This is a genomic window from Micromonospora sp. NPDC002717, assembly GCF_040295705.1.
Taxonomy (GTDB): Bacteria; Actinomycetota; Actinomycetes; order Mycobacteriales; family Micromonosporaceae; genus Micromonospora.
In genome coordinates this window covers 112,279-124,729 of sequence record NZ_JBEOVW010000002.1, presented here as the reverse complement: position 1 = coordinate 124,729, position 12,451 = coordinate 112,279, and the positions used below count along the sequence as shown (strand labels likewise).

At 75.8% G+C, this 12,451-nt stretch carries 14 protein-coding genes; 8 read left to right on the top strand and 6 right to left on the bottom strand.

Translation table 11 applies throughout. The features are described from left to right. Positions 1 to 96: 96 nt before the first annotated feature. From ABT006_RS04610 to ABT006_RS04600, 3 genes are all read left to right on the top strand, one after another. On the top strand, positions 97 to 534 hold the full coding sequence (locus tag ABT006_RS04610; RefSeq protein ID WP_350702926.1) for a nitroreductase family deazaflavin-dependent oxidoreductase: 438 nt from the start codon (positions 97 to 99) through the stop codon (positions 532 to 534). Between the two features lie 119 nt (positions 535 to 653). After that, positions 654 to 998, top strand: coding sequence for a DUF1330 domain-containing protein (locus ABT006_RS04605; protein ID WP_350702924.1), 345 nt, complete (start codon positions 654 to 656; stop codon positions 996 to 998). A 127-nt stretch (positions 999 to 1,125) separates the two neighbouring features. Continuing rightward, complete coding sequence (locus ABT006_RS04600) at positions 1,126 to 1,452, top strand: hypothetical protein (RefSeq protein WP_350702922.1); 327 nt, start codon at positions 1,126 to 1,128, stop codon at positions 1,450 to 1,452. A 70-nt stretch (positions 1,453 to 1,522) separates the two neighbouring features. Here ABT006_RS04600 and dacB read toward each other — a convergent pair whose 3' ends face one another. Together dacB and ABT006_RS04590 are read right to left on the bottom strand one after the other, a co-directional pair. Beyond that, the gene (gene dacB / locus ABT006_RS04595) at positions 1,523 to 3,106 is read right to left on the bottom strand and encodes a D-alanyl-D-alanine carboxypeptidase/D-alanyl-D-alanine endopeptidase (RefSeq protein WP_350702920.1); all 1,584 of its coding nucleotides are present in this window, start codon (positions 3,104 to 3,106) and stop codon (positions 1,523 to 1,525) included. A 62-nt stretch (positions 3,107 to 3,168) separates the two neighbouring features. Beyond that, positions 3,169 to 3,600, bottom strand: coding sequence for a hypothetical protein (locus ABT006_RS04590; RefSeq protein WP_350702918.1), 432 nt, complete (start codon positions 3,598 to 3,600; stop codon positions 3,169 to 3,171). A 167-nt stretch (positions 3,601 to 3,767) separates the two neighbouring features. On the opposite strand from ABT006_RS04590, the gene ABT006_RS04585 reads away from it, so the two are divergent. Together ABT006_RS04585 and ABT006_RS04580 are read left to right on the top strand one after the other, a co-directional pair. Then, positions 3,768 to 4,841 (top strand): NAD(P)-binding domain-containing protein, encoded by a 1,074-nt coding sequence (locus ABT006_RS04585; RefSeq protein ID WP_350702916.1) that lies wholly within the window; start codon positions 3,768 to 3,770, stop codon positions 4,839 to 4,841. Positions 4,842 to 5,022: 181 nt separating this feature from the next. Further along, complete coding sequence (locus ABT006_RS04580) at positions 5,023 to 5,301, top strand: adhesin (RefSeq protein ID WP_350702914.1); 279 nt, start codon at positions 5,023 to 5,025, stop codon at positions 5,299 to 5,301. Positions 5,302 to 5,341: 40 nt separating this feature from the next. Here the strand turns inward: ABT006_RS04580 and ABT006_RS04575 are convergent, their stop codons facing one another. From ABT006_RS04575 to ABT006_RS04560, 4 genes are all read right to left on the bottom strand, one after another. Further along, positions 5,342 to 6,445, bottom strand: a complete 1,104-nt coding sequence (locus ABT006_RS04575) for a beta family protein (RefSeq protein WP_350703549.1) — start codon at positions 6,443 to 6,445, stop codon at positions 5,342 to 5,344. 237 nt (positions 6,446 to 6,682) lie between these two features. After that, positions 6,683 to 7,180, bottom strand: a complete 498-nt coding sequence (locus tag ABT006_RS04570) for a PepSY domain-containing protein (protein WP_350702912.1) — start codon at positions 7,178 to 7,180, stop codon at positions 6,683 to 6,685. Positions 7,181 to 7,366: 186 nt separating this feature from the next. Continuing rightward, a complete protein-coding gene (locus ABT006_RS04565) occupies positions 7,367 to 8,641 on the bottom strand; it encodes a sensor histidine kinase (RefSeq protein ID WP_350702910.1) in 1,275 nt (424 codons plus the stop codon). Beyond that, positions 8,638 to 9,330 (bottom strand): response regulator transcription factor, encoded by a 693-nt coding sequence (locus tag ABT006_RS04560; protein WP_350702908.1) that lies wholly within the window; start codon positions 9,328 to 9,330, stop codon positions 8,638 to 8,640. The genes ABT006_RS04565 and ABT006_RS04560 overlap by 4 nt, the downstream gene beginning before the upstream one ends. A gap of 103 nt (positions 9,331 to 9,433) precedes the next feature. Between ABT006_RS04560 and ABT006_RS04555 the strand changes: the two genes are divergently transcribed. The 3 genes from ABT006_RS04555 to ABT006_RS04545 all read left to right on the top strand — a co-directional run bounded on the left by ABT006_RS04555 (position 9,434) and on the right by ABT006_RS04545 (position 12,424). Continuing rightward, a complete protein-coding gene (locus ABT006_RS04555) occupies positions 9,434 to 9,886 on the top strand; it encodes a septum formation initiator (protein WP_350702906.1) in 453 nt (150 codons plus the stop codon). 281 nt (positions 9,887 to 10,167) lie between these two features. Then, positions 10,168 to 10,572, top strand: a complete 405-nt coding sequence (locus ABT006_RS04550) for a cupin domain-containing protein (RefSeq protein WP_350702904.1) — start codon at positions 10,168 to 10,170, stop codon at positions 10,570 to 10,572. A 55-nt stretch (positions 10,573 to 10,627) separates the two neighbouring features. Continuing rightward, positions 10,628 to 12,424, top strand: a complete 1,797-nt coding sequence (locus ABT006_RS04545; RefSeq protein WP_350702902.1) for a glycoside hydrolase family 15 protein — start codon at positions 10,628 to 10,630, stop codon at positions 12,422 to 12,424. Positions 12,425 to 12,451 lie beyond the last annotated feature (27 nt).

Here is a 12,451-nt window from a genome sequence, read left to right as displayed (position 1 = left end):
ACCCCGCGGAAGGCCCTGGGTGTTCGCCCGGTGGCCGGCCGCGTCCGGGGGTAGCGTGAGCGCGACGAGGAGCGACGCGGACGAACGGGAGGGCGGATGACGTCGGGCGAGCAGGTGCTGGACAGCCCGCAGGGGTGGGTGGCCGACCACATCCGGCGCTACGTCGACACCGACGGCGCCGAGGGCCACGAGTGGCGGCCGGGCGTCTTCACGCTGCTGCTGACCACCCGGGGCCGGCGCAGCGGGAAGCTGCGGCGCACCGCGCTCATCTACGGCCGCGACGGCGACGCGTACCTGGTGGTCGCCTCGCAGGGCGGCGACCCGAAGCACCCGGCCTGGTACCTGAACCTGCTCGACGAGCCGCTGGTCGAGGTGCAGGTGGGCGGCGAGCGGTTCACCGCGCGGGCGCGTACCGCGACGGCCGAGGAGAAGCCGCGGATGTGGTCCACGATGGCCGCCATCTGGCCGTCGTACGACGAGTACCAGGCGAGGACCGACCGGGACATCCCGGTCGTCGTGCTCGACCGCCTCTGACCAGGGGCGGCGGGTCGCCGTTACCCCGTGGGTAATCGACGCCGGGCGGGCGCCGACGCGAGACTCGGCGTACCGCACCGGCGACCCGGCCGGGCGGAACGGCCCACGGGGAGGACCCCATGCCCGCGTTCGCGCTCGCCCACCTGTACGCACCGCAGATCAACGAGGACGTCCTGACCTACATCGAGCGGATCCAGGCCACGCTGGACCCGTTCGGGGGCCGGTTCCGGGTGCACGGCGCCGAGGTGGAGGTCAAGGAGGGCGACTGGCCCGGCACCGTGGTCATCGTGGAGTTCCCCGACCTGGAGCGCGCCCGGGCCTGGTACGACTCGCCGGCCTACCAGGAGATCATCGCGCTGCGCACCCGGCACATCCCGGGCGCGACGCTGATCGTCGACGGGGTCGCCCCCGACTACGACGCCCGCCGCACGGCGGCCCGGCTGCGGGAGCGCGCCGCCCGCTGACCCGGCGAAGTCCGAGCCTGACCAGAGTCGTTCATCTGGGTCGGGACAGTTTGTCCGTCGCGCTGCGTTGGTCGTGTCGTAACTTTCTGCTGTCCACGTCCGACAATCCTCTGTGGAGGCTCGACCGATGAGCAGCACCATCGCCCGCACCGTCCGTCCGCCCGCCCCACGCGGCGCCGGGGAGCCGTCCGGGGAGGTGCTCCGGGAGATCCCGCTGCCGCTGTACGTCACCGCCGAGGACGCGCAGTTCGCCGTCCGGGCGGTGGTGGTGCACGCGCCCCGAAGCTGGTCCGGCGGGACGGTCTGTCGCAACGACGCCAGCCCGCACCCGTGCCGGCTGCACCGCTGGGGCGTCCGGGTGCTGGCGCAGCGCGGCCTGCGCCCCGCCGACATCGCCGCGCTGATCGCGCAAGGCGACCCGACCGCCGAGCCGCCGCAGCGCCCGGGCGCCTGAGCGCCGGCGGGGCCCTCGCACCCGGCCCCGCCGGCCCGTCGGCGGGGCCCGGCCCGGGCCCCGCCGCCCGTCAGCAGGCGACGGGTTTCACCCAGGAGCACTCACGGCCCTCGGGGACCCGGGGGGCGTCGGGCGCCGTCGGGGGCGCGACCCGCGCCGCGGCGGCGCCCTTCTCGGTGTACGAGGCGAGCGCGATCGCGATCTGGTCCTCCAGCCCCTTCACGGACGAGGCCAGGTAGTTGTTGAGCAGGATCGAGAACGCGAGCACCCGCCCGTCGGCGTCGGTGACGTAGCCGGAGAGGCCGGAGACGCCCGTCAGGCTGCCGGTCTTGGCGTGCACGTTGCCCGCCGCCGGGGTGCCGCGCATCCGACTGCGCAGCGTTCCGCCGACGAAGCGGTCCGCGTCGCCGGCGACCGGCAGGGCGGCGTACCACGTGTCGAACCAGGGCTCGGCCCGGACGGCGGTGAGCAGGTCCACGAACTCGTCGGCGGGGATCAGGTTGCGCCGGGAGAGCCCCGAGCCGTCCCGCTGGCGCAGCGTGCCGGTGTCCATCCCCGCGTCGGCGACGTACTCGCTGATCGCCGTCAGCCCGGCCGTCCAGGTGCCGGTGCCGGAGAGCACCCGGCCGATCTCCTTGGTCAGCACCTCGGCGTGCCCGTTGTTGGACAGCTTGAGGAACGGCACCATCAACTGGGCCAGCGGCATCGACTCGTGCCGCCCCACCTCGGCCGCGTCCTCCGGGGTGGCCTGGCCCAGCACGGTGCGGCCGAGCACCCGCACGCCGTGCTTGCGCAGCGCGGAGCGGAAGACGTCGGCGGCGTAGCCGGTCGGCTCCCAGACGGTCACCCAGTCGCTCTCCGGCGCGTCGCCGAGCGCGATCTGCCCGGTGACCACGACCGTGTTGCCGCCGTGCGTCCGTTCGAAGGAGATCGACGTCTCCCCGTCGGCGACCGTCTGGGCCCGGTTGTCGATCTTCAGGTACCCGGTGGCCGGGGTCGTGGTGACGACCGGGCGGGCGCCGGCGCTCGCGCCGGGTGCGGCCTGCACGATGACGGTGCCCGCGTCGTAGTCGGTGTCGGGAGCCACGGTCAGGGCGGAGACCTGCGCCGCGTAGTAGTAGGGCTCGTCGTCCCAGGTCCAGTCGGGGCCGAGGCGGGTGCTGTCGTAGCGGGTGTCGTCGGCGACCAGGTTGCCGGTGACGACCCGTACGCCCTTGGCGGCGACCTGCGCGGCCAGCGCGTCGTAGTCGGCGGCGAGCATGGTCGGGTCGCCGCCGCCGCGCAGGTAGAGGTCGCCGGAGACCAGGCCCGCGCGCCGGGTGCCGGTGGTGTGCACCTCGGTGGCGAAGCGGTGCCCGGGCCCGAGCAGTTCGAGCGCCGCGGCCGAGGTCAGCAGCTTCGTGTTGGAGGCGGGCACCAGGCGGCGGTCGCCGTTGCGGTGGTAGACGGTCTCGCCGGTGGCCGCGTCCTTCACGACCACCGATGCCTGCGCCCCGGCCAGCCGGGAGTCGGCGAGGATCGCGTCGATGGTGGCGTTCAGGCGGGTCGCCGCGGGGGTCGGCGACTCGGCGGTGGCGGTCGGGGCGCCGGCCGTGGCGGCGGCGGCCACCAGCGCCGCCAGCGCGAGCGTCCGGGGGAAGAGACGACGATGCATGCGCTGATGCTGCCACGGAGGTATTCGCCAGAGAAGACCGCCAACCCAAAGAAAACTTCCGTTCAGCCGTCGAGTGGCGCGGCGGTGACCGGCCCGCCGGACGCCTCCGGGGTGAGGACGGCGACCGCCCGGTCGACCAGCCCCTCCGCCACCAGCACCAGCCGCCGGCACTCGGAGTCGCCGGTCCGGTCGGGGAGCCGACCGGCCAGGGCGCGCACCTTCTCGGCCGAGGAGTCGTCCAGCACGAACCCGTCGGCCCGCCACCGCCCGTCGACGCTGAAGAACGCCTTGCTGTCGCGCTCCAGGTCGCCGTTGAGCACCACCGTCCGGTCCCCGCCGCTCAGGTCGCTCGACGCCTCGTTGAGCCCCCACGCCTCGTACGACGCCCTGCCCTCGGTCGGCGCCTCGGCCACCCCGACGCCCGTGCAGCCGCTCAGCAGCACGCCCAGCGCCGCCGCCGGCAGCAGCGCCCGCCATCCCCGCCGTCCACCCATTCCGCCTCCCGCCCGAGCCCGGCCCGTACGCCGATCAGACTCCGGGCGAGGCGGCCCGGTTCCTACCCGGGCCGGAACGCCACGACGCCGGCGGCGCGGTGCGCCGTGTGAGCGGCGAGACGCCACCCGGCGGGCAGTAGGACCGGGCGTGCGTTGTTGTACCCGGCATGGACGAGCGCTCCGTCGACGTGCTGGTGATCGGGGCCGGCCAGGCCGGCCTCTCCGCCGGCTACCACCTGCGCCGCGCCGGTTTCGCCCCCGGTGACGGCTTCGTGATCCTCGACGGGGACGACGGGCCCGGCGGGGCGTGGCGACACCGCTGGCCGACGCTGCGGCTCGACCGGGTGCACGGCTTCCACGACCTGCCCGGCCTGCCGTTCCCGGCGGCGGATCCCGACCGGCCGGCGGCCGAGGTGGTGAGCGCCTACTTCGCCGCGTACGAGCGCGAGTTCGCCCTGCCGGTACGGCGTCCGGTGCGGGTCCGCGAGGTGCGCGACCGGCCCGACGGCCGGCTGGACGTGCTGACCGACGGGGCTGCCTGGTCCACCCGGGCCCTGGTCAACGCCACCGGCACCTGGACCCGGCCGTTCTGGCCGCACTACCCGGGCCGGTCGGAATTCCGGGGCCGCCAGCTGCACACGGCCGACTACCGGGGTCCGGCGGAGTTCGCCGGCCGGCGGGTCGTGGTGGTCGGCGGCGGGACGTCCGCCGTCCAACTGCTCGCCGAGGTCTCCGCCGTCGCGGCCGGCACCACCTGGGTGACCCGGCGCCCGCCCGACTTCCGCGACGAGGAGTTCACCCCCGAACGGGGGCGGGCGGCGGTGGCCCTGGTCGACGCGGCGGTCCGCGCCGGCCGCCCGCCGGCCAGCGTGGTCGGGGTGACCGGGCTGCCGCTCACGCCCGAGCTGCGCCGGCTGCGCGAGCGCGGCGTGCTGGACCGGTTACCCGTCTTCGACCGGATCACGCCCGACGGCGTGGCCTGGGACGACGGCAGGTTCGTGCCCGCGGACGTGATCCTCTGGTGCACCGGCTTCCGGGCCGCGCTGGACCACCTCGCGCCGCTGCGACTGCGCGCGCCGGGCGGCGGTATCACGATGGACGGCTCCCGGGTGGTCGCCGACGAGCGGATCCACCTGATCGGGTACGGACCGTCGGCGAGCACCGTCGGCGCCAACCGGGCCGGCCGCGCGGCGGTACGCGAGATCCGGGCACTGCTCGCCCCGGCCGGCGCCGGGCACTGATCACGCTCTATTTGACGGATGCCCCGACAGGGGGCAACGTAGGCCGTGGAGGGGCCCTGACCTGCCCCTGACCTGCGACGGCGATGTGCGTGTCGCCCTTCCATCGCCTCCCACGTGCGCTCGTGCGCGGGCCGAATCCCGGTCCGCACCGCGTATCCGAGAATCCACGAGGAGTTCCGCCATGCTCACCATGACCGACAACGCCGTGATGGTGATCCGAGACCTCGCCAACCAGCAGGACGTCGCCGAGGACGGCGGGGTGCGGATCGCCGCCGACACCCAGGCGGGCTCGCTCACCGTCGAGCTGGTCGCCGAACCGGTCAAGGGCGACCACGTGGTCGACAACCAGGGCGCCCGGATCTTCCTGGACTCCGACGCCGCCGAGCTGCTCGGCGACGCCTCCGTCGATGCCACCGTCGACGACGAGGGCATCGTGCAGTTCGGGTTCACCGAGAAGTAGTGACGTGCCCCGTGCGGGTCGACGGCGCTGAGGTAGCGGGTCAGCCGGCCCGGCGGGTCTCCCCGCCCCGGTGCGGCCGGGCGGGCCGCCCCCGCTCGGCGGCCGGCTGACCGGAGCGCCACGGCCCCGGGCGGGCCTCCCGCCCGGGGCGGGCCAGCGTCGCCAGCACGTGCGCCAGGTGGTGCGACGTGCTCCACGCCGCCCAGTTGCTGGCCGAGCCCGCACCGGCGCCCCGTCGGGCGCGCCGGACGATCTCGTGGTCGCCCCAGGAGAAGTCGGCCCCGGCGGCCGGCCAGTGCGGCGCCGAGACCAAGGCGCGGCACAGGTCCGCGAACCTGTCGTCGCCCCGCCCACCCCGCCGCGACCAGCGGTACACCCACCAGGCGTCGTCGGTGGTGTAGCGCACGGTGGGCAGCCGGTCGCCCGGCTGGTCGGCGCCGGGCACCGCCGAGCCGACGCCGTAGTCGCCGTACCCGACGCCGAGGTCCGCCAGCCGCTGCCAGAGCCGCCAGTCCCAGCGGTCGAGGCGTACCGGCTCGTCGGTGGGGAGGCGGGACACCGCGGGCGGCATCCCGCCGGCCGCCACGCTCACCGACCGCCAGGCGTGCCGGCGGGCCCACTCCAGCAGCCGGCGCAGCCGCGGCTCGGCGAGCCGCACGTCGGCCGCGCAGCACACGTCCCCGGCGTCGAGGAGCAGGTCGCACTGCTCGGGGACGAGGCGCGTGAGGCGCCAGACGCGCTCCACCGCCGCCGTGGTCGCGTCCGGGCCGGCCCGGTCCTGGCCGACCCGCAGCCGGACCACCGCCCGGTGGGCGTGGCCCCGCGCCGCCGCGCCGTGCGCCACCAGGCGCCGGTCGCTGTCCGCGAATCCGATCACCGGCACCAGCGGTACGCCCCAGCGGGCCAGCTCGGTCTCCGGAGCGTCGGGCAGACCGGTGACGTCGACGGCCGGCAGCAGCCCGGTGGGCAGCCGACCGAGAAAGTCCAGTGTGTACGAGTCCAGGATGGACACCTGGAGAACCGGGGCGAGCAGGGGAGTGACGACGTCGTCGAGATGACCGAGCGCCTCCAGCTCGCCCCGCCGGCTGGCGAGGATGGGGCGGTAGACCGGTTCCGCCGCCCGGCCTCCGTGGGCGGGCACCATACCCCAATGTAGCCAGACATCGGTGTCGGTCACAGGGTCGATCGGCCCGCCCTGGTACGCCCCGGAACGCCGTCCGCCGACGCCCGCCACCGGACGCCCGACGTCTCACGCCGTACGCGGCACGCCTGACGCCGTAGGCGGGACGCCCGACGTCCGCCGTTGGCGGCAGGTCCGGACGCTACCCGGCCGGCCGACGACGCCGCCGCCCCCCTGACGTGGGAGGCGGCGGCACCGGGGTCAGTCGTCGTCGGAGTCGTCGTCGCGGTCGTCATCGTCGTCGTCGCGGTCGTCGTCATCGTCGTCGACGGGCTCCTGCTCGGCCTTGACCACGGTGCCGTTCTCCCGGTCGACGTCGATCTCGTGCTCGGTCTGCCCGGCGACGATCTCCACGCTCCACACGGGCCGACCGTGCTCCTGCTCGGCCTCGATCTCGACGACCTGGCCGCCGCCCGCCCGGGCGAGCGCGATCTCGCGGGCCCGCTGCTCGCTGACGGCGTCCCCGCCGGTCGCCGGGGCTCCGCTGCCCGACGGCGTGCCGGGGGCCGCCGAGGTGCCGCCGGTCGCCGGGGCGCTGTCGTCCGGGGTCGCGGCAGTGGTCGGGGCGGTCGTGGCGGCGGTCAGCGTGGTCGCCCGGGCGGGACCGCTGTCGGCGGCCGTGACGCCGAGGGTCGCGCCGGCTACGGCGAGCACGGCCATGCCGCCGACCGACGCCAGGATCAGGGGGTTGCGCTTCATCTCGTTCGCCTTTCCTCGGTTCCTGACCACGAGGATCGCGCCGGGCCGGATAGCGGCACGCTGCCCGAACGCTAAGCCCGGGTTAAGGTCGCCGCGTCCGGTCGCCGCGTCCGGTCGCCGCGTCCGGTCGCCGCGTCCGGCCGCCGGGACCGCGACCGCCCGCCCGGCGCGGCGCGAGCTGCCCGGTCAGGGCGTCGGCGGGCCGAGTTCGAGGCGTACCTCGGCGCCGCCGGAGGGCGCGGTGTGCAGGGTGAGGCGGCCGCCGGCGGCCTCGGCGGCGCGCCGGGCGATGTCCAGGCCGAGTCCCGTGGAACCGGCGGTGCTGGCGCCCCGGTCGACGGTGTCGGGCGCGATGCCCGGCCCCTCGTCCGCCACGGTCAGCACGGCCCGGCCCGCGCCGGCCGTCAGCCGGACGGCGAACGCCGTGCCGTCCGGGGTGTGCGCGAAGACGTTGCCGAGCAGGGCGTCCACGGCCGCCGCCAACTCGTCGGCGGGCACGCCCACCGGCAGCGGTCCCGGCGCCAGGTCCAGCGTGACCGCGCGCCCCGTGTCCTCGGCCAGCACGGACCAGAACGCGACCCGTTCGGCCACCACCGTGGCCGCGTCCGCGCTGGCCGCCCCGGCTGTCGGCGCCCGCCAGCGGGCCTGCCGGATCAGGCCGGTGACCGCCCGCTCCAGCCCGTCCACCGCCGCGGTCACCCGGGCGGCGTCCTCCGGGTCGCGCAGCGACTCGGCCTCGAGCCGCAGCGCGGTCAGCGGGGTGCGCAGGCGGTGGGACAGGTCGGCGACCTCCTCTCGCTCCTGCGCCAGCAGCACCTGGATCCGCCCGGCGAGGTGGTTGAGGGCGCCGGCCACCTCACGCAGCTCCGGCGGCCCGGCGGGCGTGACGCGCGCGTCCAGTTCGGCGTTCGCCAGCCGGTGCGACACCGCGGAGAGCTCACCGATCGGCCGGACCAGGGTGCGGGCCAGCCGGTCGGCGACGGCCAGCCCGATCAGCACCAGCAACACGCCGAGCAGGGCCAGGACCAGCCAGGAGCGGGTCACCCCGGCGGTCAGCTCCTCGGGCGGGACCACCGTGCGGATCACCCCGGTGCCGTCGGGGCGGCCCTGCACCGCGATCACCACCTCGCGCCCCCGCCCCGACTCCGCGGTGAGGCTCTGCCCCCGCGCCGCCAGCGCCACCGCGGGCGTCCGCGGGGCCGGGGTGCCGAGCACGGTGCCGTCGGGCAGGAAGACGCTGACCGGCCGGTCGGACTCCGCGGCCAGTTGCTCCACCGTCAACCGGATCGTCGCGGTGTCGGCGGTGCCGACGACGGTGACGAGGCTCTGCGCGTCGGCCGTGGCCCGCACCGTGGCCCGGTCCTCGGCGACGGTCCGCACCAGCAGCGCCAGCGGCACCAGGAAGGCGACGAGGGTGAGCACGCTGACCGCGGCGACCAGCAGGGCCAGCCGCGCCCTCATCCGGCGCTCCCGGGCGCTTCGAGCCGCACCCCGACACCCCGGACCGTGTGCAGGTAGCGGGGCGCCTGGGCGCTCTCCCCGAGCTTGCGGCGCAGCCAGGACAGGTGCACGTCCACGGTCTTGTCGGCGCCGCCGTACGGGATCTGCCACACCTCGGCGAGCAGCTCCCGCTTGGTGACCACCTGGCCCGGCCGGCCGGCGAGGTGGTGCAGCAGGTCGAACTCGCGCGGCGTCAGCTCGACGGGCTCGCCGTCCAGGGTGACCTGCCGCGACCTCGGGTCCACCCGCAGCCCGCCGACCACCAGCGCCGGGTCCTCGGGGACGGGCCCCGCCCCGCGCCGGAGCACCGCCCGGATCCGCGCGTCGAGCTGCGCCGCCGTGAACGGCTTCACCACGTAGTCGTCGGCCCCGGCGTCGAGCACCCGGACGATCTCGGTCTCGTCGTCGCGGGCAGTGGCCACGATCACCGGCACGACGCTGACGGCGCGCAGCATCCGCAGCAGCTCCCGGCCGTCCAGGTCGGGCAGGCCCAGGTCCAGCACGACGAGGTCGGGCCGGTCGTCCAGCGCGTCGCGCAGGCCGTCCATCGCCGTCGAGGCGGCGGCCACCGCGTGCCCCCGTTCGCGCAGCGCCCGCAGCAGCGGCGTACGGATCGTCAGGTCGTCCTCGATGAGCAGCAGGCGGGCCACAGGGGGCAGGGTAGCCGCCGCCGGACGCGCCGGCCCGGGTCCTTAACCGTCCCTTAGCCTCGGCCAGGGCTCGGCCCAACCCGGGATCGGGGACACTCGGTGGATGCGCCGCCGTTCGTTCCTCGCTGTCGCCGGTTGGCTGGCCACCGCCGCCGTCGCCACCCTGATCGGGGTGGCCGCGATCCGGTGGGTGGGGGAGAGCATCGCCGGCACCCCGGGCGGCGTCGTGCTGAGCCAGGAGGAGGTCGAGCGCGCCCTGGCCTCGCCCGAGTCGACCGCCACCGGCGCGGGGCCGTCGTCGCCGGCACCGACCGGCTCCGCTCCGCACGGCGAGCGCCGGGCCTTCGTCACGGCGGGCGGCACGGCCGTGGCCGAGTGCGGGCCGGACGGGGTGCGTTTGGTCTCCTGGGCCCCGGCGCAGGGTTACCGCGTCTCCGACGTCGACCGGGGGCCGGACGACGACGTGGAGGTCGCGTTCGCCGGCCCGGCCGGCGAGTTCGAGCTGAAGGTGCGCTGCGTCGGCCGGGAGCCCGTGGCGGCCGCGGACGACGACTGAGCGCGCCACGGCCGTCGAGGAGCGCGTGACGACGGGCGTTCCGCCCTGGCGCGGGACACGAGCGCGCGGCGCCGCTCAGACCCCTCGGGATCGGAACGTCGCCGCGCTCTGGCCGTCTCCCACCACCGCAGCCGTACGGCGGTACGTCAGCGGGGACCTGGCTCGACCGGCGCCGTGCGCCCGTCCCTGTCTCGATCCCCGCCCACGGGGGCGCCAAACCTGGGATCAGTGGGGAATTCCATCATCTGCACGTCTCGGCGTGGCGTCGCTCCCGAGCGGGTATGTGCCTCGGCATGGAGCATTACACGATCGCGACCGTCGCCGAGAAGAGCCCGGATTTCCGGCGGGTGCTGTGGACCGGTGAGCACACCCAGCTGGTGATCATGACGATCCCGCCGGGTGGTGAGATCGGCGAGGAGGTCCACGAGGACATCGACCAGATTCTCACCTTCGTCAGCGGCACCGGCGAGGCCCGGGTGGCGGGGGAGAAGCGCGAGGTCGTCCAGGGCGACCTGGTGGTGGTGCCGGCCGGCACGAAGCACAACTTCGTCAACACCGGCCCGAACCCGCTGGTGCTCTACACCGTCTACGGTCCGCCGGAGCACGCCGACCAGGCGGTGCACCGGACGAAGGAGGAGGCCGACGCGGCGGAGGAGGCCGGCGAGGACGAGCCGCCCACCTCCTGACCCCGTCCACCGGGCGGTGCCGTCTGAGGCGGGCCGAACGGGGTACCCGCAGCGGGTGGACCAGCCGGCGATCTCCGACTACGGATTCCTCTCCGACTGCCGCTCGGGCGCACTGGTCGGCCGGGACGGCTCGATCGACTGGTGGTGCCCGGACCGGTTCGACGCCCCGTCGGTCTTCGGCCGGCTGCTCGACCCGGCGGCCGGCCACTGGCGGCTGGCGCCCGTCGCGGCCGGGCTGCCGGGGCACCGGGCGGAGCGGGCGTACCTCGCCGACACGCTGGTGCTGCGCACCGTGCACCACACCCCGGAGGGCAGCGTGGCGGTCACCGACGCGCTCGCCGCCGAACTCGGCGCCCGGGGCCACGAGCTGGGGATGAACTCGCCGGCGGTGCTGCTGCGGGTGGTCGAGGGGCTGACCGGGCGGGTGCGGATGTCGCTGGACTTCCGCCCCCGCCCGGAGTACGGCCTGCTCACCCCCTACCTGCACGAGCGGCCCGACGGCGGGGTGCTCGCCGCGGCCGGCCCGGTGGTGCTGAGCCTGCGCGCCGGCGGGCTCCCGCTGACCGTCGAGCGGGACCGCGTCCGGCAGGACTTCGAGGTCGCCGCCGGGCAGGTGGTCGGCTTCGACGTGGCGTACGGGCGGGCGTATGGGGCGGCGCCGGTCCGGCTGGACCCGGTGACCGCGCTCGCCGAGACGGTGCGGGCGTGGCAGGCGTACCGGGAGGCGCACCACTACGACGGCCGCTACCCGGGCCAGGTCCGGCACAGCGCGACCGTGCTCACCGGCCTCACGTACGCCCGCAGCGGCGCGGTCGCCGCGGCCCTGACCACGTCGCTGCCGGAACGGATCGGCGGCGACCGCAACTACGACTACCGCTACTCGTGGCTGCGCGACTTCGCGATGACCATGCGTGCCCTCTGGGTGGCCGCGTGCCCGTCGGAGGCGTCCCGCCTCTTCGCCTGGGCGGCCCGGTCGATCGGCCGGGTCGGCCCCGCTCCCGTGCCGGTGCTCTTCGGGCTGGAGGGGGAGCGGGACGTCTCCGAGTACGAGTGCCACCACCTGCGCGGCTACGCCGACAGCCTGCCGGTCCGGGTCGGCAACGACGCCTGGCGGCAGCGCCAGCTCGACGTTCCGGGCGAGGTGATCTCGGCGGTCTGGCGGTTGCGGGACTACCTGGGCGAGACGTTCGACGAGGAACTGCGCGAGATGGTGCTCGGCCTCACCGAGCAGGTGGCGGCCACCTGGCACCTGCCCGACCGGGGGATCTGGGAGACCCGGGACGCCGACCGGCACTACCTGTCGTCGAAGGTGCTGTGCTGGGTGGCGATCGACCGGGCGGTGCGGCTCGCGCCCCGGCTCGGCGACCGGGCCGACCCGCGGCGCTGGGCGCGCACCCGCGACGAGATCCGGGCCGCCGTGCTGCGCGAGGGCTGGGACGACCGGGTCGGCGCGTACACGGGGGCGTTCGGCTCGCCCGAGCTGGACGCCTCCGCGCTGCTGCTGCCGTTGGTGCACTTCCTGCCGGCGACCGACCCGCGGATGCGCGCCACCATCGAGGCGGTCGAGCGCGAGCTGGACGCCGGCGACGGTCTGCTCCGGCGCTGGGGCACCGACCCGGCCGGCTTCCTGCTCTGCTCGTTCTGGCTGGTGGAGTGCCTGGTGATGGCCGGCGAGCGGGGGCGCGCCGAGGCGCTCTTCGAGCGGGTGCTCGGGCACGCCAACGACGTCGGCCTGTTCAGCGAGCAGATCGACCCGCGTACGGGCGCGCAGCTCGGCAACACCCCGCAGGCGCTGTCGCACATCGGCCTGGTCAGCGCCGCCTGGCGCCTCACCGACCCCGCCACGGACTGACGGCGGTGAGGAAGGCGCCTCCGGTCG